Raw genomic sequence first — 23709 nt, 5'->3', positions numbered from 1 at the left:
TGCCCGCCGAGACGGTATGGGGGGCCGGCGCGAGAGCGGAACGAGCGGCCGGGGATGTTCGCAGGGTTCACACGTCCCGGCTACTTCGCTTCGGCGCCGTACCGCGCGTCGATCTCGGTGATCAGGGTCTCGATACGGGTCCTGATCTCGTCGCGGATCGGGCGCACGGAGGCCACGCCCTTGCCCGCCGGGTCCTCGAGCGCCCAGTCGAGGTACTTCTTGCCGGGGAAGACCGGGCAGGCGTCGCCGCAGCCCATGGTGATGACGTAGTCCGACGCCTGGACGGCCTCCGTCGTGAGGATCTTCGGGTTCTGGCCGGAGATGTCGACGCCGGCCTCCGCCATGGCCTCGACCGCCGCCGGGTTCACCTGGTCACCCGGGAGCGACCCGGCGGAACGGACCTCGATCCGGTCGCCCGCGAGGTGGCCGAGGAATCCGGCGGCCATCTGCGAGCGGCCGGCGTTGTGGACGCAGACGAAGAGCACGGAGGCGATCGGGGAGGAGGGCATCGGATCTTCCTTCGTGGCGTGAAGCGAGCGGTGAGAGCGAGCGGTGGGGGTGGTGCAGGGGCCGACCGGGCCGGGCTCCGACCAGGCCGGGCGATGTGAAAGTATCAGCCCATGCTGACTTCAGTCGACGCTGATGTGATCCGGGTCCTGGGTGACCCGCTCCGCCTGAAAATCGTCACCCTGCTCGCCCGGGAGACGCTCTGCACGACGCACCTCGTGGCGGAGACCGGAGCCAGGCAGACCAACCTCTCCAACCACCTCAAGGTGCTGCGCGAGGCGGGCCTTGTCGAGACGGAGCCGTGCGGCCGCTTCACCTACTACAAGCTGTGCCCCGAGGTCCTGGCCGGCCTGTCCGAACAGTTCGCCGAGCTCGCCGCGTCGGCCCGTGCCGCCGCCGGAAACAAGAGGCCCTGCTGATGAGCCGCACCGACACCTCCACCCCGCGGACCGACCAGGGCGCGGCGGTGTCCGGCGCCGGCGTCGTCGCCAAGCTCTCCACCCTCGACCGCTACCTCGCCGTGTGGATCCTCATCGCCATGGGCGTCGGCCTGGGTCTCGGGCGCCTGATCCCGGGCCTGAACGACGCCCTGGCGAAGGTCGGGATCGGTGGCGTCTCCGTGCCGATCGCACTCGGCCTGCTCGTGATGATGTACCCGGTCCTCGCGAAGGTCCGTTACGACCGTCTGGACACCGTCACCGGCGACAAGAAGCTGATGGTGTCGTCGCTGGTCATCAACTGGCTCGTCGGCCCGGCCGTGATGTTCGCCCTGGCCTGGATCTTCCTGCCGGACCTGCCCGAGTACCGCACCGGCCTGATCATCGTCGGCCTCGCCCGCTGCATCGCCATGGTCATCATCTGGAACGACCTCGCGTGCGGGGACCGCGAGGCGGCGGCCGTCCTGGTCGCCCTGAACTCGGTCTTCCAGGTCGTCGCGTTCGGCCTGCTGGGCTGGTTCTATCTCGACCTGCTGCCGAAGTGGCTGGGCCTGGGCGACGGTCGGAGCCTGGACATCTCGATGGGGAAGATCGCGCTGAACGTGGTCATCTTCCTCGGCGTCCCGCTGGTCGCGGGTTTCCTCACGCGCCGCGTCGGCGAGAAGAGGCTCGGCCGTGAGACGTACGAGTCCGGCTTCCTTCCGAAGATCGGCCCCTGGGCCCTGTACGGCCTGCTCTTCACGATCGTCATCCTCTTCGCCCTCCAGGGGAGGACGATCACCTCGCAGCCGGTGGACGTGGTCCGGATCGCGCTGCCGCTGCTGGTCTACTTCGCCGTGATGTTCTTCGGCACGTTCCTCCTGGGCAAGGGCCTCGGCCTCGCCTACGACCGCACCGCGACGCTCGCCTTCACGGCGGCCGGGAACAACTTCGAGCTGGCCATCGCGGTCGCCGTCGCCACCTTCGGTGTCACGTCGGGCCAGGCCCTGTCCGGCGTCGTCGGCCCGCTCATCGAGGTGCCGGTGCTGATCGGTCTGGTCCACGTCGCGCTGGCCTGGCGCAAGAAGTTCGACGCCCGCGGCGCGGTGACGACGGGCTCCTGACCTGCGCGGCGTGGGTGGGGTCCCGCCCCGGTGGCGGCCGGTGCGGGGCCGGCGGTTCAGCCCCGGGTGCCGAGCATCTGCCCCATCGCGGCAACCATCGACGGCTCCACGCGGTAGTAGACCCAGGTGCCGCGGCGCTCCGACGTGAGCAGCCCGGCGTCCTTGAGCTTCTTCAGGTGGTGGGAGACGGTCGGCTGTGAGACGCCGACGTCGGAGATGTCGCACACGCAGGCCTCGCCGCCTTCGTGCGAGGCGACCAGCGAGAACAGCCGCAGCCGGACCGGGTCCCCGAGCGCCTTGAACATCGCGGCCGTGCGGACCGCCTCCTCGGCGCTGAGGGGCCGCTCGGTCAGCGGCGGGCAGCAGGGCGTGACGTCAGGCTGCTGCAGGGGCAGCGTCTCCACGTTCGACATACGTCTATGTTGACATGCGTCGAATCAAAGGCGGCGGGCCGAGATCCTGGGCGTCGTCGGCGCGGTCGTGACGCCCGGGCGATCTGTGGGCCCGAGGAGTTAAATGACTGATAGGTGAGCTGTGTTCCGGGCTGCGGGAAGGTGGGTTCTGCGCCGTTCCGCAGGAAGCGAGGGCGTCGTGGCTGCTCCGAGGAACAGCGGGAAGTGGCTGACGGGGGCCCTGAGTGCGTCCTTCCGCGCGCCGCCCGACGACGTGTTCGCGCTCGTGACCGACCTCGACCGGCTTCCGGAGTGGAACCGCGCCGTGACGAAGGTGCTGGACCGGCCCGCGGCGCTCGCACCCGGCGCCGAGTGGGTCGTCAAGGTAAGGCCGGCCGGGCTGCCGTCGTGGCGGAGCCGGTCGTGGCTGGAGGAACTCGATCCGCAGCGCCGCGTCTTCCGGCACCGTTCCAAGGCCGACGACAAGAATCCGTCCCACGCCGAGTGGCTCTGGCAGGTCGACGAGGAACCGGAGGGGTCCCGCCTCACCGTCAGCTGGGAGCTGCATCCCATGACGGCGGGCCGGAAGTTCCTGGCGGCCCCGCTGCGCGGGCGCATGCTGGTGACAACGGAGGTGCCGGACTCGCTCGCCGCGCTCGCGCGCATGCTCGCCTCCGGCGAGTGATTGGTCCTGTCGCGCCACCCGGGCCGGGCCGGCGCCTTGGCGAGAGGAGGCTCAGATGCACGCCTCGATCCTGCGGGCGGCCCCGACCGAGACCTCGGCCCCGTCGCTGACCCTACGGGCGGCCCCGACCCCGGCCCCGATGCGGAGCCACGGCCGCCGCGCCCGGAAAGTGATCGAGACCAGCTGTCCCGGGGCCGGGTGCTCGTGATGGCGGGCATCGACCGAGGCGCTCGCCCGCGGCAGCCGCACCGTCCCGACCTGCACGAACGTCTGCGTGCCGAGCTCGGCCGGATCGACGAGCAACTGCGGTCCCTGCTCGATGTCATGGACCGGCTCCAGGGCCTGCTCGACGCGGTGGTGTCCATCAGCCGGGAGGTCGAGCTGCCCGCGGTGCTGAACCGCATCGTGACCACTGCCATGGAACTGGTGGGCGCCCGCTATGGGGCACTCGGCGTGCTCGACGAGTCCGGGGGTCACCTGGAGCAGTTCATCGCCGCCGGCCTGTCCGAACAGGAGCGCGCCGCTCTGGGCGAGACCGGATACCCGCGCGGTCTGGGGGTTCTCGGGCACCTGATCCACCACCCCGAGCCCCTGCGCGTGGAGAGCATCCTGTCCCATCCGGCGTCCACCGGGTTCCCGCCGGGCCACCCTCGCATGCGTACCCTGCTCGGCGTCGCGATCAGTGTCCGCGGTGAGATCTACGGAGACCTCTACCTCTCCGAGCGCCGCGACGGACAGCCTTTCGACGCCCGCGACGAGAACGTCGTCGTCGCCCTGGCCGGTGCCGCCGGGATCGCGATCGAGAACGTCCGCCTCTTCGAGCGCGTACGCGAAGGGGCCGAGCAGTTCCAGCGGCTTCTGCTGCCCACGCTTCCCGACCTGCGGCCTTTCACCGCGGCCGCCATCTACCGGCCCGCGACCGAGCCCAGCCAGCTCGGCGGTGACTGGTACGACGCGATCCCGCTGCCCGGAAACGTCGTGGCGGTCGTCATCGGTGACGTCGTCGGTCACGATCTGCGGGCCGCGGCGTCCATGGCCTCCACCCGCAACATGCTGCGCGCCCTGCTGTTCGAACGGGTCAGCGCACCCGGTGCCGTCCTCGCCCAGCTCGACCGCACACTCCAGGCCATCACGAGCAACCCCGTCACCACCACGACACTGGCCCGTATCGAACCGTCCGGTCCGGGCTGGCGCCTCCACTGGAGCACCGCGGGCCACGTCCCGCCCCTGCTGATCGTCCCCGGGCACGGGGCGGAATCCCTCTTCGCCGAGCCGGGGCTGCCGCTCGGGGTCGACGCGGACCAACCCCGCCCCGACCACTTCCGCTATCTGCCCCCCGGCTCCACCGTCGTCTTCTTCACGGACGGGCTGATCGAACACCCCGCCCGGTCGATCGACGAGAGCCTCGACGAGCTCGCCGGCCTCGCCACCGAGTACGCCGCCCTGCCCCTGCCGGAACTCGTCCAGGCGCTGGCCGATCACCACCCCAGCGACGGTCACGACGACATGGCCGTCCTCGCCCTGCGCACCCCGCCGGCCTGACCTCCGGTCCGTCCCGATCACCCCGCCGACCGTGCCATGGAGGATCCGCGGGAAGCGGCGGATGATGGATCACGGAGCGATGTCGAAGCGGAGGTCGCCCCATGACGGTCGCCCGGCGTGAACGGCTCCGGCGCGGCGCATCGGCCGCCCTGGACATCTGTGTCGTGGCCGCGGCCTACTACGGCTCGGCCAAGCTCGGACTGCTCCAGCAACTGGTGCGCGGCCAGGTCACCCCGCTGTGGCCGCCGACAGGTATCGCCCTGGCGAGCCTGCTCCTGCGCGGCCCGCGCGTCTGGCCCGGGATCGCGCTCGGCGCACTCCTCGCCAACGTCACCCTCGGGCCGTCGCCGCCGGCCGTGCTCGCCATCGTCGTCGGAAACACCCTCGCGCCCGTCTGCTCGTACGCGCTGCTCCGGCGCGTGGGATTCCGCGTCGAACTGGCCCGCTTGCGGGACGTGCTCGCCCTGATCTTTCTCGGCGCGTTCACAGGCATGCTGGTCAGCTCCACGATCGGCAGCGGGACCCTGGCCCTCGCCGGTGTGGTGGGCGCCCACGGGTTCTGGCCGACGTGGTCGGTCTGGTGGACCGGCGACGCGATGGGTGTCCTCGTGGTGACGCCGGTGCTGCTCGTTCTCCGCTCGGCCCGCCTGCCGAAGGAAGCTCCGCCGGCCCGTTGGGTGGAGGGGTTCCTGCTCGTCGCGGCCACCGCCTGCGTCGGAGTCGTCGCGAGCGCCAGCGCGCCGCTCCTGTTCCTGGGCTTCCCCCTGCTGATCTGGGCGGCCTTCCGCTTCCAGCTGGCCGGCGCCGCACCCTGCGCCCTGGCCGTGTCCACCTTCGCGATCGTCGCCGCGGCCCGGGGGTCCGGCCCGTTCGCCGGTCACGATCTGCTCACCAACATGATCACCCTGCAGGCGTTCAACGGTTCCTCCGCGCTGACCGCCCTGCTCGTCGCGGCGGCCGTCAGCGAGCGCAACCAGGCCCATCAGGAGATCTCGCGCGCCTGCGGGTACCTCGCCGAGATGGTGGACAAGATCGCCGCGGGTGGCTACCAGGCGACGCTCCCCCTCTCCGTCGGTTCCGTCGATGCCGTCGATGAGACGGATACCGACGGAGAGAAGAAGAAGGTCAGGGCCAAAGAGGAGAACAAGCGGGGGGAGCGCGGCGGACGCACCGGAAGAGCCGTGTGACTGGCGGGGTGCTGGGACCCGTACCTCAGGTCGTCGGCACCGTCACCCCGGCGCCCGCCGGACCGCTGTCCTCGGGGGACGCTTCCGCCGGGCCCAGCGGGCGGTCCTCCCACACCTGGGCCTCCCAGCCGAGCTCGGGCGAACCGGAGAGGACGACGACGCCCGTGTTGCGCAACGGGTGGCTCGACGCATGGTCCACGTCCACGTTGTCCGCGCGGGCGGCCACCCACATCCGGACCGCGGCGCCGTGGCTGACCATCGCCACCGTCCGCGCGCCCGACGCGGCCGCCTCGGCGACGACGGAGTCGAAGCGGCCGAGCGCCTCCACGCCGTTCTCACCGCCGGGCATCCGGCGCTCGACGTCGCCCGCCGACCAGGCGAAGGCGGTGGCCAGATACGCGGCGGCTGCTTCCTCGTCCCCGCGCATCTCCAGGTCACCGGCGGCCAGTTCGCGGATGCCGTCCCGCACCTGGACCTCGAGGCCCGTCGCGGCGGCGAGCGGTGCGGCGGTGAGCTGAGTGCGCAGCAGCGTCGACGCGTACAGGGCTTCGATCTTCTCGGTGGCCAGCGCCTGCGGCAGTGCGACCGCCTGCTCCTGCCCGAGCGGCGTCAGCCCCGGACCAGGCACGGCGGTGTCCAGGAGGTGCTTGAGGTTGGACGGGGTCTGGCCGTGACGTATGAGCAGCAGGCGCATGCAGGGGGCTACTTTCCGGTTGCCGGGCTTTCGTGGGTGGGGCATGTTCTTCCATCTTGGGGGAGTGCCCACCTGTGCCGCCACCAGGGTGGTGTAAGGCGGGTGGGCCGGATTTAGTCAGGGCGAAAGGGGTGAAAACGCTAGACTCGCGCACCCCGACAGCTGGTGGGAGGCCGGAATGCGGCGGTGGGCCGAGTTCGTTGTGCGGCATCGCAAGGCGGTGGTGGCCTTCTGGGGGCTCGTCCTGGTGGCCGGTGTGCTGCTCGCGGGGCGGACGGCGGGCCGGCTGACGACCGACTTCTCGTTGCCCGGGCAGCCGGGCACGGTGACGGCGCACAAGATCGAGCGCACCTTCGGCAGCGGCGGTGACACCAGTCCGTATCTGGTGACGGTCACGATGCCGGCCGGGCAGACGGTCACCGGCCATGAGGCCGACGTCGGCCGGGTGTTCACGGCGGTCGGGGGAGCCGTCCCGGGCCTGCGCGTGATCGACGAGGCGAACACCGGCGACAAGGCCTTCCGGACGAAGGACGACCGCACCGCCTACGCACTCGTCTTCTACCGGTTCAACCCGTCACCGAGACAGCGGCTGCTCACCGAGCCCGTCCACGCGGCGGCGCAGCACGCCATGCCGGCCGGCGCGACCGTCGGCGTGACGGGCCAGGACGTGCTGGCCTCCGGAGGCGACGACAGCGGCGGGCCGGGCGTGCTCGGGGAGACCCTGCTCGGAGCCGTCGGCGCGCTCGCCGTACTCGCCTTCGTGTTCGCGTCCTTCCTCGCGCTGCTGCCGCTCGTGGTGGCCGCGGTGTCCATCCTCGCCACGTTCGTGATGCTGCTGCCCCTCACGTATGCGACCGATGTGTCGTTCATCGTGCAGTTCCTCGTCGCCCTCATCGGCCTCGGCGTCGCGATCGACTACTCGCTGCTGTTCGTCACCCGCTGGCGCGAGGAGCGCGACCGCGGCCGGGACAATCACGAGGCCGTCGTCGTCGCGATGGAACGGGCCGGCCACGCGGTGGTGTTCAGCGGTGTGACGGTCGCCATCGGCCTGCTCGCCCTGGTCGTCCTGCCGGTCCCGTTCATGCGCAGCATGGGGTACGGCGGAGCGCTCATCCCGCTGGCCAGCGTCATGACGACGCTCACCCTGACGCCCGCGATCCTGGGCGGCATCGGACCACGGGTCGACTGGCCCAAGCTCCGCCACGAGAACCGGGCGAGCCGCTTCTGGCGCCGGTGGACCGCCGCCGTGGTGCGGCACCGCTGGATCGCGGCGGTCGGCGCGCTGGCCGGGCTCGCCGCTCTGATCGCGGTCTTCCTCGGCGTCAAGATCGGCCTCGCCTCCTCCGCGTCGCTGGCCAGGAGCGGACCGGCGTACACGGCCCTGGAGACGCTGGAGCGCGGCGGCGTACCCACCGGCGCGCTGACCCCGATGGAGGTCCTGGTCCGCGCCGACCGGGCCGGACCGGTCGCCGCCCGCCTGGCCCGGGTCGACGGCGTCAGCGGAGTGGTCCATGCCTCCGGACCGGCCGGCAACCGGGGCGGACAGAGCATCGTCGTGGTCATCCCGGACGGCGAGACCGTCAACTCCAAGAGCGTCGGCGTCGTCAAGCGGGTCAAGAGCGTCTCGGACGGCCTGCCCGGAGTCGTCGGCGTGGCCGGCATCGGCGCAGCGCAGATCGATTTCCTGCACGCCGTGTACGGCAACTTCCCGCTGATGCTCACGATCATCGCGCTGCTCACCTACGTGCTGCTCGCCCGCGCCTTCCGGTCCCTCCTGCTACCGCTCAAGGCGGTGCTGCTCAACCTGATCTCGCTGGCGGCGACGCTCGGACTGATGGTGATCTTCTGGCAGCACGGCCACGGCTCGGAGGCGGTCTTCGGCATCGCCGCCACGGGGGCCATCACCTTCTGGATCCCCCTCATGGTCTTCGCGTTCCTGTTCGGACTCTCGATGGACTACGAGGTGTTCATCCTGTCCCGCATCCGCGAGGAGTACGACGCCGGGCACTCGACGAACGACGCCGTCATCGAGGGCATCGGACGCACCGGCCGGCTCGTCACCAGCGCCGCACTCATCCTCTTCCTCGCCTTTGCCGCGCTCGCCTCCGGCCCCGGCACCGACCTCAAGACCCTCGCCACCGGACTCGGTTTCGGCATCCTCCTGGACGCGACGGTCGTGCGGATGCTGCTCGTCCCGTCCCTCGTGTCCCTCTTCGGCCCGTGGAACTGGTACCTGCCCCGCTGGGTGGCCCGCCCCCTGCGCGTCAAGCCGTCCTACCCGCACCCGGAGCGGGACGGGCGATCCGGTAGCCAGGGGCGGGAACCGGCCCGGGCCTAGTCCGGAGCCGTGTGCCGGATCGCGGAGATGTCGAACTGGAGGCGGACCTTCTCGCTCACCATGGAGCCGCCGGCCTCCAGACGCTGGTTGTAGACCAGGCCCCAGTCCGTGCGGTCGATCGTGGTGGTGCCGTCGAAGCCGGCCCGCTCGTAGCCGAACGGGTCGAGGACCGAGCCCAGGTAGTCGAGCTGCATCTCGACGGGCCGGGTCACGTCGCGGATGGTCAGGTCGCCCGTCATGCGGAACGTCCCCCCGCCCTCGTGGACGGTGGACGTGCTGCGGAACACCATCTCCGGGTAGCGGCGCGCGTCGAAGAAGTCGCGCCCGACGAGGTGCGCGTCCCGCTGCTCCACGCCCGTGTCGACGCTGGCGATCCGGATGACGATCTCGGCGCGGGACTCGGAGGGCCGGGCCCCGTCGAAGTACAGCGTGCTGTCGTAGTCACCGAAGGCGCCGCGGACCGTCGTGACCATCGCGTGCCGTACGGAGAAGCCGATGCGGCTGTGCGGGCGGTCGATGGTCCACTGCCCCGTCAGGGCGCGCAGCGCCGGATCGAGTGCGCCGCCCGGGGCCGCGCTCCCGGGGAAGGGCGTGCGCGGGCCGGCAGCCGAGGTCGGCTCGAGGGTCGCGGACTGGCGACGGCTGAAGATTCCCATGATGTGTCGTCGTCTCCTTCGGGTTGATCACCATGTGTTATCACGGGGCTGGTAAAGGCTCCGCAGCGAGATGGGAGGTCTCGCCCGAGTTATCTGCGCCTGCCTGCAAAGATGCACAGAATAAGCACGGATGTGGAGGCACTGTCGGGTGGCCGGACGTCACACAGGGTCACATGGTCCGGAGGGTTCTCTCCGTCAGGGGGGACCGTTTGAACGATCAAAGTTGCGACGGGTTAGCATATGAGCGCCGCCTAGCTCGAAAGATATTCCTGTGACTGTCAAAGACGACTCGTTCACCAACTGGAAGAACCGCGAGGAGATCGCGGAGTCGATGATTCCGATCATCGGGAAGATGCACCGGGAGAGGGACGTCACCGTCCTGATCCACAGCCGCTCCTTGGTGAACAAGTCGGTGGTGAGCATCCTCAAGACCCACCGGTTCGCCCGCCAGATCGTCGGCGAGGAGCTGTCGGTCACCGAGACGATGCCGTTCCTGCAGGCACTCACCACGCTCGACCTCGGTCCCTCGCAGATCGACATCGGCATCCTCGCCGAGGACTACCGGGCCGACAGCCGCGGCCTCTCCGTCGAGGCCTTCACCGCCGAGGCCGTCGCCGGCGCCACGGGTGAGAACAAGATCGAGCGCCGCGACGGACGCGACGTCGTCCTGTACGGCTTCGGCCGCATCGGCCGCCTCGTCGCCCGTCTCCTCATCGAGAAGGCCGGTTCGGGCAACGGTCTGCGCCTGCGCGCGATCGTCGTCCGCGGGGGTGGGGACCAGGACCTCGTGAAGCGCGCCTCGCTGCTGCGCCGCGACTCGATCCACGGCCAGTTCCAGGGCACGATCACGGTCGACGAGGCGAACAGCACCATCGTCGCCAACGGCAACGAGATCAAGGTCATCTACGCCAACGACCCCTCCGAGGTCGACTACACGGCGTACGGCATCAACGACGCCATCCTGATCGACAACACGGGCAAGTGGCGTGACCGCGAGGGCCTGTCGAAGCACCTGCGTCCCGGCATCGACAAGGTCGTCCTGACCGCTCCGGGCAAGGGCGACGTCCCGAACATCGTGCACGGCGTCAACCACGACATGATCAAGCCCGACGAGCAGATCCTGTCCTGCGCCTCCTGCACCACCAACGCGATCGTCCCGCCGCTGAAGGCCATGGACGACGAGTACGGCGTGCTGCGCGGCCACGTGGAGACCGTCCACTCGTTCACCAACGACCAGAACCTGCTGGACAACTACCACAAGGCCGACCGCCGTGGCCGCTCCGCGCCGCTGAACATGGTCATCACCGAGACCGGTGCCGCCTCCGCCGTCGCGAAGGCGCTGCCCGACCTCAAGGCCCCGATCACCGGCAGCTCGATCCGCGTCCCCGTCCCGGACGTCTCGATCGCCATCCTGAGCCTGCGCCTGGGCCGCGAGACCAGCCGTGACGAGGTCCTCGACTACCTCCGTGACGTCTCGCTGCACTCGCCGCTGAAGCGCCAGATCGACTTCACCACCGCGCCCGACGCCGTCTCCATGGACTTCGTCGGCTCGCGCCACGCGTCCATCGTCGACGCCGGTGCCACCAAGGTCGACGGCGACAACGCGATCCTCTACCTGTGGTACGACAACGAGTTCGGCTACTCGTGCCAGGTCATCCGCGTCGTCCAGCACGTCTCCGGGGTGGAGTACCCGACCTACCCGGTCCCGACGGTCTGACCGTCCGGGCGGAACAGCCCTGAACGACCCGAGGGGGTCCGGCCGTCGACACGGCCGGACCCCCTCGGTCTTGCGTCAGAACGCGTCGTCGTCAGGACGCGTCCCTCGTCAGAACGCGTCCTCCGGAAGGTCCACCGCCGTCCTGTCCAGGCTCTCCAGAAGCGTGAACTGGGTCCCGCTCTTCGGCAGTTCATGGCGGAGGAAGTAGCGGCAGGCGCCGCGCTTGCCCTCGTGGAACGGCTCGGTTCCGGGCGCCGCCGCGAGGAACTGCTCCAGCCACATCCAGGCGACGACGACGTGCCCGACGGCTTCGAGGTAGACGCTCGCGTTGGCCAGGGCGGTCTCCGGGTCGCCGGTCGACCACAGGCGCTGGGTCACGGCCACCGCGCGCCGCACGGAGGCGTCGAGCAGGGCGCCGAACTCGGCTGCCTCGCCCCCGAGTTCGGCCGCTCGCGCAGTCGTCGCCGTGATCCGCTCGACGAGCAGCCGCAGCCCGGCCCCGCCGTCCATGACGACCTTGCGGCCGAGGAGGTCGAGCCCGTGGATGCCGTGCGTGCCCTCGTGGATGGGGTTGAGGCGGTTGTCGCGGTAGAACTGCTCGACGTCGTACTCGCGCGTGTAGCCGTAGCCTCCGTGCACCTGGATGGCGAGGCTGTTGGCCTCCAGGCACCACTGTGACGGCCAGCTCTTGGCGATCGGGGTGAGGACGTCGAGCAGCAGCCGCGCGGCGTCGCGGGCCTCGGGGGAGCCGCCCGTGTGCTGCTCGTCGAGCAGCCGGCCGCAGTACAGGGTGAGCGCCAACGCGCCCTCGACGTAGGCCTTCTGGGCCAGCAGCATCCGGCGGACGTCGGCGTGCGCGAGGATCGGGACCTGGGGTGCCGCGGGGTCCTTGGCGGTTACGGGACGGCCCTGCGGGCGGGTGCGGGCGTAGTCGAGGGCGTGCAGGTAGCCGGTGTAGCCGAGGGCGGTGGCGCCCAGGCCGACTCCGATGCGGGCCTCGTTCATCATGTGGAACATGTAAGCGAGTCCGCGGTTCTCCTCGCCGACGAGATATCCGACGGCGCCCGGCGCGCCGCCCGGCAGATGCGCGCCCTCACCGAAGTTGAGGAGGGTGTTCGTCGTGCCCCGGTAGCCCATCTTGTGGTTGAGGCCCGCGAGAACCACGTCGTTGCGCGCGCCGAGCGAACCGTCCTCGCCGACCAGCACCTTGGGCGCGACGAAAAGGGACAGACCCTTCACGCCGGGCGGCCCGTCGGGCGTCCTGGCGAGCACGAGGTGCACGATGTTCTCCGACAGCTCGTGCTCGCCGCCGGAGATCCACATCTTGTTCCCGAAGAGGCGGTACGTCCCGTCGCCCCGCCGCTCGGCCCGCGTCCGCACATCGGCGAGCGACGACCCCGCCTGCGGCTCCGACAGACACATCGTGCCCGTGAAGCGGCCCTCCAGCATCGGCCGCACATACGTGTCGACCTGCTCCTTCGAACCGTGCGCGAGAAGCAGGTTGGCATTGCCCATGGTGAGGAACGGGTACGCGGCCGTGCCGATGTTCGCGGCCTGGAACCACGCGAAGCACGCGTCGGCGACCACCGACGGCAGCTGCCCGCCGCCCACGTCGTAGTCCATGGTGCTCGCGATGAGCCCCGACTCGCCGAACACCCGGAGCGCCTCCTTCACCTCCGGGATGATGTGCACCCGCTCGCCGTCGAAGGTGGGCTCGTGCGCGTCGTTCTTCTTGTTGTGCGGGGCGAAGTGGCGCGTCGCGATCTGCTCGCTGAGTTCGATCGCCGCGTCGAAGGTCTCGCGGGAGTGGTCCGCGTACCGCTCCCGGGTCGTGAGCGCGCAGACGTCGAGCCACTCGTACAGCAGGAACTCGAGATCGCGGCGGGACAGCAGCAGGGATGCCATGCGTTTTCTCCAGGCGCACTGGTGGTGACGGGCGGTTCCGGCCCGGGGCGGTCGAGCCTCGCCGCACAGCGTACTAAGCGGTCGCTTACGTCGGCCAGTGGGCGGGCCGGTGAGAAGCGCCATGGTTGGTGAGAAGCGCCATGGTTGAGGAGGCGCCCCTGGGTAGTCTTCCGGCCGAAGGGGGAATGCCGTGACAGGGGAACCGACGCGCCGCACTGCTCTCGACGACGGGCAGATCCGGCATCTCGAACTGATCCAGGCGGTCATCTCGCGGATGGGGAACAACTCGTTTCTGATCAAGGGATGGGCGCTGACACTGATGGGCGCGCTGCTCGCCTTCGCCGCCGGGAACGGCAGCCGGACGGCGGCGACCACCGGATTCGTCCCCATCGTGGCGTTCTGGCTGCTCGACGCGTACTTCCTGTACAAGGAGCGGCTGTTCAGACGGCTCTACGACCGGGTGCGGCGGGCGGGCGGCGACATAGAGCCGTTCAGCATGGACGCGAGCGGGGGCGCGCAGCGTGGCGGAACACTGCGGGCCGCGGGCTCACTGACGGTCGCGCTCTTCTACGGCGGTCTCGCGCTCGCCCAGGCGATCGTCATCGTGGCCGTGCTGTAGCGCCTCGGAGAGCCGGCGCGCCGAGTCGTCCAGCTCCTCGGGCGCCCCGTCGGCGGGCGCGGGCCAGATGGCCCCCATCCGGTCGTTCGCGAACCGCGGCACCACATGGACGTGCAGATGCGGCACCGTCTGCGTCGCGGCGCTGCCCGACGACTGGATGACGTTGAGCCCGTCGGGCCGGAACACCGCGCGCACCGCGTGCGCGACCTCAAGTACCGTCCTGCTCACGGCGGTTGCCGTCGCCTCGTCGAGGTCCCAGATGTCCTCCAGGTGGCGGCGCGGCACGACGAGGACGTGGCCGGGGTGGACCGGACGCAGCGGCAGGAAGGCGACGACCTCGGGGCCGGCGCCGACAAGCCGGGCCGGCGCCGTGCCCGCGACGATGCGGCAGAAAGGGCAGTCGAGCGGCGGCGCGCCGGGCTGGGTCACGGGTGGTGGGGCCATGCCGCGACAATACGGTCCACCAGCGCGTGGACCTCGGCGACGGTCCCGTCGGGCGCGTCCGCACCGCCGGGGTCGACCAGCGTCAGCGCCTCGGCCATGGCGAGGAACAGGTCCGGGGTGCTGTGCTCGTTGGCGAAGTTCACCAGCAGGCGGACCCGGAACTTGAGGGGGTCGACGAGGTGCGTGACGGCGGGGTGGCGCTCCCTGTCGACCTCGCTGAGCACGGCCTCCACCCAGCGCGTGTACTGCGTGGGGTCGCGCAGCACCGGGCTCGCGGCGAGGGCCTCGATGAGCAGGGCCTTGTTGTTGGACGGCGGGTCATGAACGGGCGGGTTCTGGGCGGGTGGGTTCTGAACGGGCGGGTTTTGGACGGGTTGCTTCTGGACGAGTGGTTCCTGAACGGGTGGTTCCTGAACGGGCTGTTCTGGAACGGGTGTTGAGGGCTCAGATTTTGCTGGCCTCGGTCTCTGGCGCTCCGGAGGATGGGGTCGGGGGCCGCCCTGGCCGGCGTCGGCCCCCGCCCCCGCCAGCGACGTGTCGCCCGTGTCCCACTCGCTGAACGCGAGCGGAATGCTCCGTACGGCCTCCGCGTCCAGGGCCGGAAGGTCGCGGTCCGCCGCCTCGATCATGACCGCGGCGAGCCTGCGGATGAAGGCGGCGGCTTCCTGATCGTCCTCGCGGAGCAGGTCGATGAGGTTGTCGGGGGCCTTGTTGCCGCCGAACAGCTCGGCCGAGCTGTACTGGATGGCGGCGAGATCCCGGGGGAGCGGACCGCGCGGCTTCACCCAGAACAACGGCAGGACGGCCACCGGCTCCTGACCCGGAGAACGTCCGGCCCGCCGCGCGCGTTCCATCATCACGGCCCACTCCCGCCGGCACCACTCGCTCTCGAAGTAGTCCGCGGTGATCAGGGCGACGAGGAGCCGCGTGGTGCGGATCGCGTCGACCATCGGTTCCCGCCAGGTGAGGCCGAGGCGCAGACTGCGGCGGTCCAGGAAGCCCGTACTGGTCAGGTTGCGGCCGCGCTTGATGCGCAGCTCCTGTTCGAGCCGCTGGTGGAACTCGGCGACGTGGTCCTGGTCGTCCTCCCGGTTCGCGTAACTGGTGAAGAAGAACGGGGCGTCGGCGGGGGACGGGCTCAGGACAGCTCGCCGCGGGGTGCCGTGCTCGTCCCAGTTGGCCGCCGCCGGGCCGATGAGGGCCTGCACGAGCCGCGCCTCGTGCCCGTCGGCCTTCTCCGCCAGTGCCGCGGCGAGCGCCTGGAGGACGTCGGGGCGGTCCCGGCTGAGAGCGATGGACACCAGGCCGACGACGCGCGTGCGGATGGTCTCCGTCTCGGGCGGCAGGACGGACGAGACCGTCGTCCTGCGGTCGATGGCCTCGATCCACTCCCGGTAGCTGCGCAGGTCCCGGCACACCGGCGAGGACAGCAGGGTGTCGATGAGCGTCTCCCGGTCCTGCCCGCTCATCCGCACATGGCCCGCCGGCTGCGGCGCCGGCCTCGCGGGCGCGGGTGCCAGGCGTACGGCGTCGGCGAGCGCGACACACGCGGCGGGCGGTGTGCCCCGCCGGATCTGCTCGGCCACCGCGATGATCTGCCGCGGATGCCCCGCGAACGTACGGGCGAGCTCCTCGGCGACGGGCTGCCGGATCTCGGCCAACTGGCGGAACAGGCTGGCGACTTCGGACGCGCCGAGGTCCCCGACGGGCAGCCGTGCCGCCTTGCTGTCCCACGCCGTGCCCGGCGGGCGGGCGGTGACGAGGATCCGGGCCTCGCCGGACGGGAAGTGCTCCTGGATCCGGTCGGGGTCGGCCACGTTGTCGTACAGGAGCAGCCACTTGTCGTCGGGGCTCTCGGGGACCCCCGTCCGCAGGACCTCGCGGTAGCGGGTGTGCAGCTCCTGGGTCGCGCGGTCGATCAGCTGCCGCAGCAGGACCGGGTCGCTCTCGTGGGAGCAGTCGAACCACCAGGCGACGCGGTACCGCATGCGGTAGCGGTGGCCGTAGGTGATGGCGGCCTCCGACTTGCCGTACCCGTGCGGGCGGCCCGCCGGGTCGTGGAGGAGGACCGCGCGATGCTCCTCGAACAGGTCCTGGATGGCCGCGATCTCCTCGTCACGGCCGACGAACGGGGTTGCCTGGACCGGCAGGTTGGAGATCGGCGGCGGATCGGTGGCGGAGCGTCCCGACCCGGTCACCTGGCTCCTCCCGCGGGATCACGCCGCCTCGCGTCCGCCGTGGCCCTGACCTCGTCCCGCAGCCGCTCGGCCTGGTCCGGGCCCGCGCCCGGCAGCGCCAGGACCTCGACACCCCGGACGAGAACGGGCCGGGGCGCCGCGTCGATCTGTACGGCGACGAGCCAGGACGGGTCGGACGCGGGCGGAGTGAAGGCCGCCTCCCAGTCGGTCGGGGCGGTGTCCCCGGCGTCGAAGTAGTTGCGGGAGAAGACGACCACGACCCGGTCGGCGGCGTCCCGGGCCCGCGCCACCGCCTGCGAAAGCGTCTCGCGCCCGACCCGCCACCGCCACTGCCGGACACTGTGGCCCCCGTCGCTCAGCACCTCGCCCATCCAGTCGGCCCACGCCTGGTCGGCGCCGACGTAACTGATCGCGACCGAACGGGGTTCCCCGGTGGCGTTCTCGTGCCGGGGCGACGGCTGGTCCGGTGTGCCGCGCACGGGCCGGCCCGGTACCGGCGGGACCGGGCCGGGTGCACCGTATGGGGAGCCGAACGCGGGGACCGTGCCGTCGGCCTCGTCCGCGTCGAGGGGTTCGAGGCCCGCGCGCCCGGCCGCCAGGATGCTCTTGGCCAGTTGCTCGACGAACCCGTAGTACCGCTCGTCGGCGCCCGGGGCCTGCGAGGACACCAGGGACTCCAGGCCCTGCTCCCTGAGCCAGTCGAAGGCGCCGGGACCGGGGAACGACTCGGAGCGCCGTACCGCGTCCGGGATCATGCCGTCGGCGACGGGCTTCCAGCAGACCGGTATGAGACAGCCGGGCACCTGCCCGCCCCCGGCACGCGCGTGGTGGCGCATCCGGGACTGGACGACGGCCCATTCGAGGCCGCAGCCACGGTCCTGGAAGTAGCCGGGGGAGTAGAGCGCGATCATCACCCCGGCGCGGGTGATGGCGCCGCCCGGCGCCGTGCCGGGGTTCGCCGCCGCGCCGAGCGCGCCACTGACGCCGTACCCCTCCTGCGCCCGCAGCCGGTACTCCAGGTCGGCGTGGAAGCGGGTGAGCGCGGGCCAGCCGTCGCCGCGGGTGCAGCTCGTGTAGAAGAAAGCGGATGGATCCACGCGCCCCTCACAGACTGCGGGCCGAGGCCGGTCGGTTCAACAAGGTCGAGAATAGGCCGGGTTGACGCTCCTGGGTACCGCGCGAAAGCGCCTGGTGGGTGGCTACCCGCGCGTGGCGGGCCGCCCGCCGGGCGCCGACACGTCGACCAGCTCGGACTCCCCCTTGGGCGTGAGGCGAAGCACCGGGACCGCCTTGTCCCGCGGGTCCCCGTTGTCCTTGAAGGAGAGGAAGCCGCTCGCGCCCGGCACCTTGCGGTCCCCGTCGAGCTGGAGGAACATCCGGCCGACCGAGCGCCCCGTCACCTTGCCCTGCCAGTTGGACGCCATCCGGATGCCCTGCGCCGCGGTCAGCACGGCGTCGTGGCCCATGATGTCCTGGCCGTCGTAACGGGCGTCGTCGGGAAACCACTTGTCCATGGTGCCGCCCGGCTGGAAACTGCCGGCCGAAGGCCCCGACACGGAGCCCGGGTCGTCGCGCCACATGTCCGCGTGGGCAAGCCCCGTGTAGAGGACGGTCACGCCGGTGCGGGCGGCCGCCGCGAGCTCCTTGGGCGTCAGGTTCGTCGTGTCGTCACCGGTGAGCACGGTGAACTGCTGCGCCTGGCACGTCCGGTTCGCGAGCGCGTTCAGGAAGTGCGACAGATGCCGCCCGCGCCCCGCGAAATACACCACCTCGGGCCGCTCCCCGCACAACTGCTCGGCCGTGTAATGGAGTTCGTTGGGCCACGCCGACGGCACCGAGGAGTCGTACGTGATCCGGTCCGCGACGAGACGGTGGTCCTTGTCCGGATACTCCTCGGTGAACGCCTCCCCGAGCGTCCTCGCGTAGAGATTGCTCTTGGCGGCGTCCTGGATGACGACGGCCGTGCGGTACTTCTTCTTCTGCCGCTTCAGGTACGCGGCGCCCGCCCGCGCCTCGTCCGCGTTGGTCGGCGCGACCCGCACGAAACCCTGTATTCCGGTGATATCGGTGGCCGTCATGATGCTGGAGACCGTGGCGATGCCGTTCTTCGACAGCTTGCGCAGGGCCAGGACGTCCCGGTCGGTGCTCGGGCCGAGACCGGCCACGGCGACAAGGCGGTCGGGGGCGGCCTTACGGGCGATCAGCTCGTCGACGGTGTGCTCCCAGTGGCGCGCGCCGCTCCCTGTGTTGGCGACGAGCAGCCGGATCTTCGGGGAGGCGGCGAGGTCGCCCCTGTTGTGCCGGATCTGCGCGAGGTAGGCGCCTTCGAGCTCGTGCCGTACGGAGTCCTCGGAGTTGCTGTCGTCGTCGGTGACGGTGAACGAGGTGAGATAGGCGACGGTGACGTACGGGTCCTCGGTGCGGTGGGCGTAGACCCGCTCGTTCTCGTCCTCGATCTTCTTCTCGACCCGCTTGAGGTGCCCGGCGAACGCGTACGAGCCGTCCGTGACACCGACGCACTCCCGGTCCGCGCCCTCGTGCGACACCCCGTCGGCGCAGCGGGCCCGCGCCTCGGAGACCTTGCCGGTGATCACGACGGCGGCGACGGAGGCCAGCACGGCGAGCGCCACGCCGGCCGCCACCAGCTTCACCGTCCGCCAGGACCACTCGCGCCACCGGGGCCAGGTCAGCGGGCTCATGCCCCGCTCCCGAGTATCGGCGACGTACGGGCGGGTGTGGTGAGCCGGTAGCGCTCCGCCTCGTTGACCAGAGCCACGTTGTAGTTCCTCCACAGTCGGGACAGGTGCACGAACCCGTCGGCGAGCACCGGGCTGAGCTGCATGCCCGGGTCCGTGAGCGGGTCGCTCCACAGCCAGCGCGCCACCACCAGGTCGCGGATCACCGCCGGAACCGTGACCTGGTCGTCGGGGTCGGACGGTGCGAGCCGGGCCCGCAGCTCCAGCGGACCGCCGGGGTCGGCGAGCCGGTTGGGGGCCGCGGTGATGGTGTGGAACGCGCTCAGCCATTCCTCCGTCTGCGCCGTGCTGCGCAGCGTCACGAGGTAGTCGGCGACCTCGTCGACCTGTTCCAGGGCAAGGAGGTGGTAGAGCTCCTGAACGCGCTGCTCCCCGTTCGCGTAATGCTCCGCGAGGACCTCGTGCGCGGTGTCCCAGGCGCCGGCCCGTCCGGCCAGGTGCCACAGCAGCATCCGCCGCAGCCAGGGATGGAGGGAGAGCGTGCCAGGAGCGCTCAGCAGCCAGCGGCTGCGGATGTCGGTGAACAGCTCGGCCCCGCGGCCGAGGAGCTGCGCGCCCACGAACAGGTCGTCGGCCGCGGCACATTGGGCGAGACGGTCGCGGTCCGCGTGGTCGAAGTCGGCGAGCAGGTCGTCGAGCGCGGCGTCCACGAGGAGCGGCTTGCGGCCGCCGGCGGACACCGTGCGGAGCGGCAGGTCGCGCAGCCAGAGGTTCTGCTGCGGCCCCGGCACCTGCGGCACGTTCGGTCCGCCGAGCACCTCGAAGACCTGCTGGACGGCCTTGGGCAGCCCGCCGGTGAGCCGGTGCACGAACGGCGCGAGCGTGGTGAAGGGCGTTAGCTCGGGATGCGCACTGAGCTGCTGCTCGACATGGATGCGTACCTCGTCACGGTCGAGGTCGCGCATGCGCAGCGGATACCACCAGGTGTCCTGGCTGTCCCCGGACGGACGGTGGGCGTGCCAGTCGGCGAGCGAGGCCCGGTCGGGCTCGCGCGGCTCCCAGGGCCATTCCTCGCCGGTCGCGGGTCCCCAGCGGGGCAGCCAGCGGTTGCACCCCGCCACGACGGTCAAAGGGTCGCAGGGGCGGCGGCCGAGCACCGTGTCGTCGTGCCGCGCCTGGATCAGCAGGTCGAGGAACTCGCGGCCGTGGTCGGTGTGCGTCTCGTCGAGCAGCAGCAGATATGAACGCGGCCGGAAGGGTCCCCTCACGTTGGCGCGCAGGTCCTCCAGGAAGGCGGAGCACAGCAGTTGGTCGAGCCGGCGCTTGTCCCGTTCGTCGCCCTGGTGGCGCCAGCGGTTGAGTTCGAGCAGCGCCTCCCACGGGTCCGTGCTGTGGGTGAGGCGGTGCTGACCGAACCAGGCGGCCGTCGAGTTGTCCCAGCGGCCCGCCCACGCCCTCGCGGACGCGCCGGTCGCCGTCGCGAGCAGCGCCCGCGCTTCAGGGCCCGCCCCCTCCGGAGCGTCGATCGACGCCTGAGCGACCGTCAGATACGCGGCGAGGTAGTCGCCGTGCTGGTGCCGGGCCCGTTTTTCGAGGTCCGTCAGGGCGCCCTTGATGCCGCGCTGCCCGCCGGTGAGGGCCTGGTGCGGAAGGTCCTGGTCGGAGGCGAGCAGCCCGAGGGCGAGGCGCGGGAACCCCGAGTGCCGGTAGCTCGGCAGGTTGCGCGCCAGCTGCCGGGCCAGCAGCCCGAGGGCGTAGCGCGGCAGCAGCTCCTGGCCCGGCGTGAACTTGACGTATCCGAAGGGGTACCGGTCCCCGAACTGCTCCATCAGGACGCACAGCAGCTCGCTCGTGCCGCTGCCGCGGGGACCGAGCAGCAGGGTGAGCGGACGCTCCGCGGCGCGGTCGAGCGCGAGCGTCGACTCCACGAGCGAGACGATGCCGCCGCGTCCTCGCACGCCGGTGACTGCCGAGTGCTCCGTCACGGCCCCTGCTCCCTCGTCTCTCGGTGATCTGCAGGGCATCAGTGCAGCGAGAATGCCACAGGTGGCACTCCGTGACCTCAAGTATTCAGGTTTCCCGCGGAGTTGGCTGATCTTTGACGAGAGCGGCCGGAGGTGTCCCGGGCCACGGGACACCTCCGGCGTGTGCTGTGCGCCTACACCTCCGCGATGCGCCGTCCCGCCCAGTCCGGGGCGGGCTCGGTCAGCTCGGTGAGGCGGTCGCGGACCTCGGCGGGGAACGGCGTCGCGCGCCCCTCCTTCTGGTCGACGTGCACGGCCAGCAGCTCCGTCGTGGCCACCGGCTGCGCGTCCGCCGCGGGCTCCGCGCCGGGCGCCTCCACGACGTACATCTCGTGCGTGAAGCGGGCCTTCTTGGCGGCCGTGCCCAGGACGCGGGACCGGACGGCGAGCTCGGCGCCCTCCGGGACGTCGCTGAGATAACGCAGGTGGGACTCGACCGTGTACAGGGAGCAGCCCGTGGACTCGCGGTACCCCGAGTGCAGCCCCGTCTCGATCATCAGCGCGTCGGTGGCGTGCCCGAAGACGAGGACGTAGAACGCCTCGCTCATATGGCCGTTGTAGTCGATCCACTCGGCGCGCACGGTGCTGTGCAGCAGCGGCAGGACCAGGGGCTGGGTGTGGGTCTGGGTATGGGGCGTCACTTGCCGCCCTCCTTCCGCCCGCCGGGCAGCCGGCCCGTCGCGCGCAGTACGTCGATGACGCCCTGGTCGCGCTCGGCCACGAGATCGGCGATCGTCCGTCCCGCCGCCGCCTCGTCGCAGCCGCTCACCACGGCGTCGTACAGCGTCTTGTCGAGCTCGGGGGCTTCGAGGCGGGTCCACGGCGACTTCAGGGACGGGCCGAAGTGGTCCAGCATGTGCGCCATGCCGCCCTCGCCGCCGGCCAGCGCGAACGTCAGCATCGGGCCCATGAACGCCCAGCGCAGGCCCGGCCCCTCGGTGATCGAGTCGTCGATCTCCTTCACCGTGGCCTCGCCGTTGGCGACCATGTGCAGGGCCTCGCGCCACAGGGCTTCCTGGAGGCGGTTGGCGATGAAGCCGGGCACCTCGCGGTCCATGGTGATGACGGACTTGCCCGCCACCTCGTAGAAACGGCCGGCCCAGGCCACCGCCTCCGCCGTGGTCCTCACGCCGCCGACCACCTCGACCAGCGGGATCAGGTACGGCGGGTTGAACGGGTGCCCGACGACGAGCCGGCCCGCGCCCCCGGCGTCCGTCTGCATGTCCGTCATCGGGTAGCCGGACGTGGACGACGCGATGACGACCCCGGGCGGTGTCGCGGCGTCGAGGCGGGCCAGCAGGTCGCGCTTGAGGTCCAGCTTCTCGGGCGCGCTCTCCTGGACGAACTCGGCGTCCGCCACGGCCTCTTCGAGCGTGGCCGTCACGGTGAGCCGGTCCCTGGACGCGCCGTCCGCGAGGCCCAGCTGGGTGAGCGCGGGCCATGCGGCGTCGACGAGACGGCGAAGCCGCAGCTCCGCGTCGGGCGCCGGGTCCCAGGCCGTGACGTCGTAGCCGCGGGCCAGGAAGTGGGCGACCCAGCCGCCGCCGATCACACCGGCGCCGACACAGGCGACACGGCGTACGTCCTCGGGTGCCACGCCTTCGGGTGCCACGCTTTCGGGTGCGTGCGTCGCCATGGTCAGGCCTTCCCTTCCTGGGTGGTGCGGGGCTTGAGGCCGAGCTTCTGGCGGGCCTCGTCCGGGGTGGCGACCCGGGCGCCCATCGCCTCGACGATCGTCACGGCGCGCTCCACGAGCTGCGCGTTGGTGGCCTTGAAGCCCTTACCGAGATACAGGTTGTCCTCCAGGCCGACGCGGACGTGCCCGCCGAGCAGGACGGACTGCGCGACCCACGGCATCTGCATCCGCCCGAGCGCGAAGCTCGCCCACTGGGCGCCCTCCGGCAGCATGTTGACCATCGACTGCAGAACGCCCGGGTCGGCGGGCGCGCCCCACGGGATGCCCATGCAGAGCTGGAAGACGGTCGGGTCGTCGAGCAGCCCTTCGGCCAGCATCTGCTTGGCGAACCACAGATGACCCGTGTCGAAGATCTCCAACTCGGGGCGTACGCCCAGCTCCTGGATGCGCTTGGCGCCCGCGCGCAGCATGTCCGGGGTGGAGACGTAGAGATTGCTGCCGTCGCCGAAGTTCAGGGAACCGCAGTCCAGGGTGCAGATGTCGGGGAGGAGTTCCTCGACGTGCGGGAGCCTCTGGAGCCCGCCGACGAGATCGGTGCCCGGCAGCTGCTTCAGCGGCTCGTCCGGGTCGACGACCAGGTCACCGCCCATCCCGGCGGTAAGGTTGATGACGACGTCGGTGCCGGTCTCCTTGATCCGCTCGACGACCTCGCGGTACAGCCGCGGGTCGCGCGAGGGCGCGCCGGTCTCCGGGTCGCGTACGTGGATGTGGACCTCGGCCGCGCCCGCGTCCGCCGCCTCGACCGCGGAGCGGGCGATCTGCTCGGGCGTGACCGGTACGTGGGGGCTCTTGCGGACAGTGTCTCCGGCGCCGGTGAGGGCGGCGGTGATGATGACGTCCTGGTTCATGGGCATGGGGACATCGCTCCT

General features: G+C 71.1%; 21 protein-coding genes. 8 read left to right on the top strand and 13 right to left on the bottom strand.

Features of this window, described 5'->3' with window-relative positions:
• Window positions 1-80: 80 nt before the first annotated feature.
• Entirely contained in the window at window positions 81-509 is a 429-nt protein-coding gene (locus tag EOT10_RS20955; RefSeq protein ID WP_127829786.1) for an arsenate reductase ArsC, read from the bottom strand.
• Window positions 510-620: 111 nt separating this feature from the next.
• Between EOT10_RS20955 and EOT10_RS20950 the strand changes: the two genes are divergently transcribed.
• Entirely contained in the window at window positions 621-926 is a 306-nt protein-coding gene (locus EOT10_RS20950; RefSeq protein WP_127829785.1) for an ArsR/SmtB family transcription factor, read from the top strand.
• Complete coding sequence (gene arsB, locus EOT10_RS20945) at window positions 926-2047, top strand: ACR3 family arsenite efflux transporter (protein ID WP_223281116.1); 1122 nt, start codon at window positions 926-928, stop codon at window positions 2045-2047. Before EOT10_RS20950 ends, arsB begins: the two co-directional genes overlap by 1 nt.
• A gap of 56 nt (window positions 2048-2103) precedes the next feature.
• Here arsB and EOT10_RS20940 read toward each other — a convergent pair whose 3' ends face one another.
• Complete coding sequence (locus tag EOT10_RS20940; RefSeq protein ID WP_127829784.1) at window positions 2104-2460, bottom strand: ArsR/SmtB family transcription factor; 357 nt, start codon at window positions 2458-2460, stop codon at window positions 2104-2106.
• A 178-nt stretch (window positions 2461-2638) separates the two neighbouring features.
• Between EOT10_RS20940 and EOT10_RS20935 the strand changes: the two genes are divergently transcribed.
• From EOT10_RS20935 to EOT10_RS20925, 3 genes are all read left to right on the top strand, one after another.
• Window positions 2639-3124 (top strand): SRPBCC family protein, encoded by a 486-nt coding sequence (locus EOT10_RS20935; protein ID WP_189491859.1) that lies wholly within the window; start codon window positions 2639-2641, stop codon window positions 3122-3124.
• A 207-nt stretch (window positions 3125-3331) separates the two neighbouring features.
• Window positions 3332-4666: a PP2C family protein-serine/threonine phosphatase gene (locus EOT10_RS20930; RefSeq protein ID WP_127829782.1), complete on the top strand. Its 1335-nt coding sequence runs from the start codon at window positions 3332-3334 to the stop codon at window positions 4664-4666.
• 101 nt (window positions 4667-4767) lie between these two features.
• A complete protein-coding gene (locus EOT10_RS20925; protein WP_127829781.1) occupies window positions 4768-5853 on the top strand; it encodes an MASE1 domain-containing protein in 1086 nt (361 codons plus the stop codon).
• Between the two features lie 25 nt (window positions 5854-5878).
• Here EOT10_RS20925 and EOT10_RS20920 read toward each other — a convergent pair whose 3' ends face one another.
• Window positions 5879-6547: a histidine phosphatase family protein gene (locus EOT10_RS20920; protein ID WP_127829780.1), complete on the bottom strand. Its 669-nt coding sequence runs from the start codon at window positions 6545-6547 to the stop codon at window positions 5879-5881.
• Window positions 6548-6725: 178 nt separating this feature from the next.
• Between EOT10_RS20920 and EOT10_RS20915 the strand changes: the two genes are divergently transcribed.
• The gene (locus tag EOT10_RS20915) at window positions 6726-8885 is read left to right on the top strand and encodes an MMPL family transporter (protein ID WP_127829779.1); all 2160 of its coding nucleotides are present in this window, start codon (window positions 6726-6728) and stop codon (window positions 8883-8885) included.
• On the opposite strand, the gene EOT10_RS20910 is transcribed toward EOT10_RS20915, so the two are convergent.
• A complete protein-coding gene (locus EOT10_RS20910) occupies window positions 8882-9541 on the bottom strand; it encodes a YceI family protein (RefSeq protein ID WP_127829778.1) in 660 nt (219 codons plus the stop codon). The two genes, EOT10_RS20915 and EOT10_RS20910, sit on opposite strands and share 4 nt — an antisense overlap.
• A gap of 271 nt (window positions 9542-9812) precedes the next feature.
• On the opposite strand from EOT10_RS20910, the gene EOT10_RS20905 reads away from it, so the two are divergent.
• Complete coding sequence (locus EOT10_RS20905; protein WP_127829777.1) at window positions 9813-11258, top strand: glyceraldehyde-3-phosphate dehydrogenase; 1446 nt, start codon at window positions 9813-9815, stop codon at window positions 11256-11258.
• 108 nt (window positions 11259-11366) lie between these two features.
• On the opposite strand, the gene EOT10_RS20900 is transcribed toward EOT10_RS20905, so the two are convergent.
• Window positions 11367-13163, bottom strand: a complete 1797-nt coding sequence (locus EOT10_RS20900) for an acyl-CoA dehydrogenase (RefSeq protein ID WP_127829776.1) — start codon at window positions 13161-13163, stop codon at window positions 11367-11369.
• Window positions 13164-13353: 190 nt separating this feature from the next.
• On the opposite strand from EOT10_RS20900, the gene EOT10_RS20895 reads away from it, so the two are divergent.
• Complete coding sequence (locus EOT10_RS20895) at window positions 13354-13782, top strand: hypothetical protein (RefSeq protein WP_127829775.1); 429 nt, start codon at window positions 13354-13356, stop codon at window positions 13780-13782.
• Here the strand turns inward: EOT10_RS20895 and EOT10_RS20890 are convergent.
• The 8 genes from EOT10_RS20890 to EOT10_RS20855 form a co-directional block, all read right to left on the bottom strand.
• On the bottom strand, window positions 13711-14226 hold the full coding sequence (locus tag EOT10_RS20890) for an HIT family protein (RefSeq protein ID WP_127829774.1): 516 nt from the start codon (window positions 14224-14226) through the stop codon (window positions 13711-13713). The genes EOT10_RS20895 and EOT10_RS20890 overlap by 72 nt on opposite strands.
• A complete protein-coding gene (locus EOT10_RS20885; protein ID WP_127829773.1) occupies window positions 14208-16424 on the bottom strand; it encodes a toll/interleukin-1 receptor domain-containing protein in 2217 nt (738 codons plus the stop codon). Before EOT10_RS20885 ends, EOT10_RS20890 begins: the two co-directional genes overlap by 19 nt.
• Entirely contained in the window at window positions 16421-17521 is a 1101-nt protein-coding gene (locus tag EOT10_RS20880; protein WP_127829772.1) for a TIR domain-containing protein, read from the bottom strand. The genes EOT10_RS20885 and EOT10_RS20880 overlap by 4 nt, the downstream gene beginning before the upstream one ends.
• A gap of 102 nt (window positions 17522-17623) precedes the next feature.
• Entirely contained in the window at window positions 17624-19123 is a 1500-nt protein-coding gene (locus EOT10_RS20875; RefSeq protein ID WP_127829771.1) for a type 1 periplasmic-binding domain-containing protein, read from the bottom strand.
• Window positions 19120-21105: a hypothetical protein gene (locus tag EOT10_RS20870; protein WP_127829770.1), complete on the bottom strand. Its 1986-nt coding sequence runs from the start codon at window positions 21103-21105 to the stop codon at window positions 19120-19122. The genes EOT10_RS20875 and EOT10_RS20870 overlap by 4 nt, the downstream gene beginning before the upstream one ends.
• 173 nt (window positions 21106-21278) lie before the next feature.
• On the bottom strand, window positions 21279-21785 hold the full coding sequence (locus EOT10_RS20865) for a thioesterase family protein (RefSeq protein WP_223281115.1): 507 nt from the start codon (window positions 21783-21785) through the stop codon (window positions 21279-21281).
• Window positions 21782-22780: a 3-hydroxyacyl-CoA dehydrogenase NAD-binding domain-containing protein gene (locus EOT10_RS20860; RefSeq protein WP_127829769.1), complete on the bottom strand. Its 999-nt coding sequence runs from the start codon at window positions 22778-22780 to the stop codon at window positions 21782-21784. Before EOT10_RS20860 ends, EOT10_RS20865 begins: the two co-directional genes overlap by 4 nt.
• A 2-nt stretch (window positions 22781-22782) precedes the next feature.
• The gene (locus EOT10_RS20855; RefSeq protein ID WP_127829768.1) at window positions 22783-23694 is read right to left on the bottom strand and encodes a beta-keto acid cleavage family enzyme; all 912 of its coding nucleotides are present in this window, start codon (window positions 23692-23694) and stop codon (window positions 22783-22785) included.
• Window positions 23695-23709: the final 15 nt, after the last annotated feature.

Source organism: Streptomyces antnestii, assembly GCF_004005495.1.
GTDB lineage: Bacteria > Actinomycetota > Actinomycetes > Streptomycetales > Streptomycetaceae > Streptomyces > Streptomyces antnestii.
The sequence above is the reverse complement of the archived record's forward strand: the minus strand, read 5'-3'. Positions and strand labels throughout refer to the sequence as shown.

Excerpts from the sequence above, each read along its gene's own strand:
- EOT10_RS20955 (WP_127829786.1), bottom strand. The coding sequence starts at position 509 with ATGCCCTCCTCCCCGATCGCCTCCGTGCTCTTCGTCTGCGTCCACAAC.
- EOT10_RS20950 (WP_127829785.1), top strand. The coding sequence starts at position 621 with ATGCTGACTTCAGTCGACGCTGATGTGATCCGGGTCCTGGGTGACCCG.
- arsB (WP_223281116.1), top strand. The coding sequence starts at position 926 with ATGAGCCGCACCGACACCTCCACCCCGCGGACCGACCAGGGCGCGGCG.
- EOT10_RS20940 (WP_127829784.1), bottom strand. The coding sequence starts at position 2,460 with ATGTCGAACGTGGAGACGCTGCCCCTGCAGCAGCCTGACGTCACGCCC.
- EOT10_RS20930 (WP_127829782.1), top strand. The coding sequence starts at position 3,332 with ATGGCGGGCATCGACCGAGGCGCTCGCCCGCGGCAGCCGCACCGTCCC.
- EOT10_RS20925 (WP_127829781.1), top strand. The coding sequence starts at position 4,768 with ATGACGGTCGCCCGGCGTGAACGGCTCCGGCGCGGCGCATCGGCCGCC.
- EOT10_RS20920 (WP_127829780.1), bottom strand. The coding sequence starts at position 6,547 with ATGCGCCTGCTGCTCATACGTCACGGCCAGACCCCGTCCAACCTCAAG.
- EOT10_RS20915 (WP_127829779.1), top strand. The coding sequence starts at position 6,726 with ATGCGGCGGTGGGCCGAGTTCGTTGTGCGGCATCGCAAGGCGGTGGTG.
- EOT10_RS20910 (WP_127829778.1), bottom strand. The coding sequence starts at position 9,541 with ATGGGAATCTTCAGCCGTCGCCAGTCCGCGACCCTCGAGCCGACCTCG.
- EOT10_RS20900 (WP_127829776.1), bottom strand. The coding sequence starts at position 13,163 with ATGGCATCCCTGCTGCTGTCCCGCCGCGATCTCGAGTTCCTGCTGTAC.
- EOT10_RS20890 (WP_127829774.1), bottom strand. The coding sequence starts at position 14,226 with ATGGCCCCACCACCCGTGACCCAGCCCGGCGCGCCGCCGCTCGACTGC.
- EOT10_RS20875 (WP_127829771.1), bottom strand. The coding sequence starts at position 19,123 with ATGAGCCCGCTGACCTGGCCCCGGTGGCGCGAGTGGTCCTGGCGGACG.
- EOT10_RS20860 (WP_127829769.1), bottom strand. The coding sequence starts at position 22,780 with ATGGCGACGCACGCACCCGAAAGCGTGGCACCCGAAGGCGTGGCACCC.
- EOT10_RS20855 (WP_127829768.1), bottom strand. The coding sequence starts at position 23,694 with ATGCCCATGAACCAGGACGTCATCATCACCGCCGCCCTCACCGGCGCC.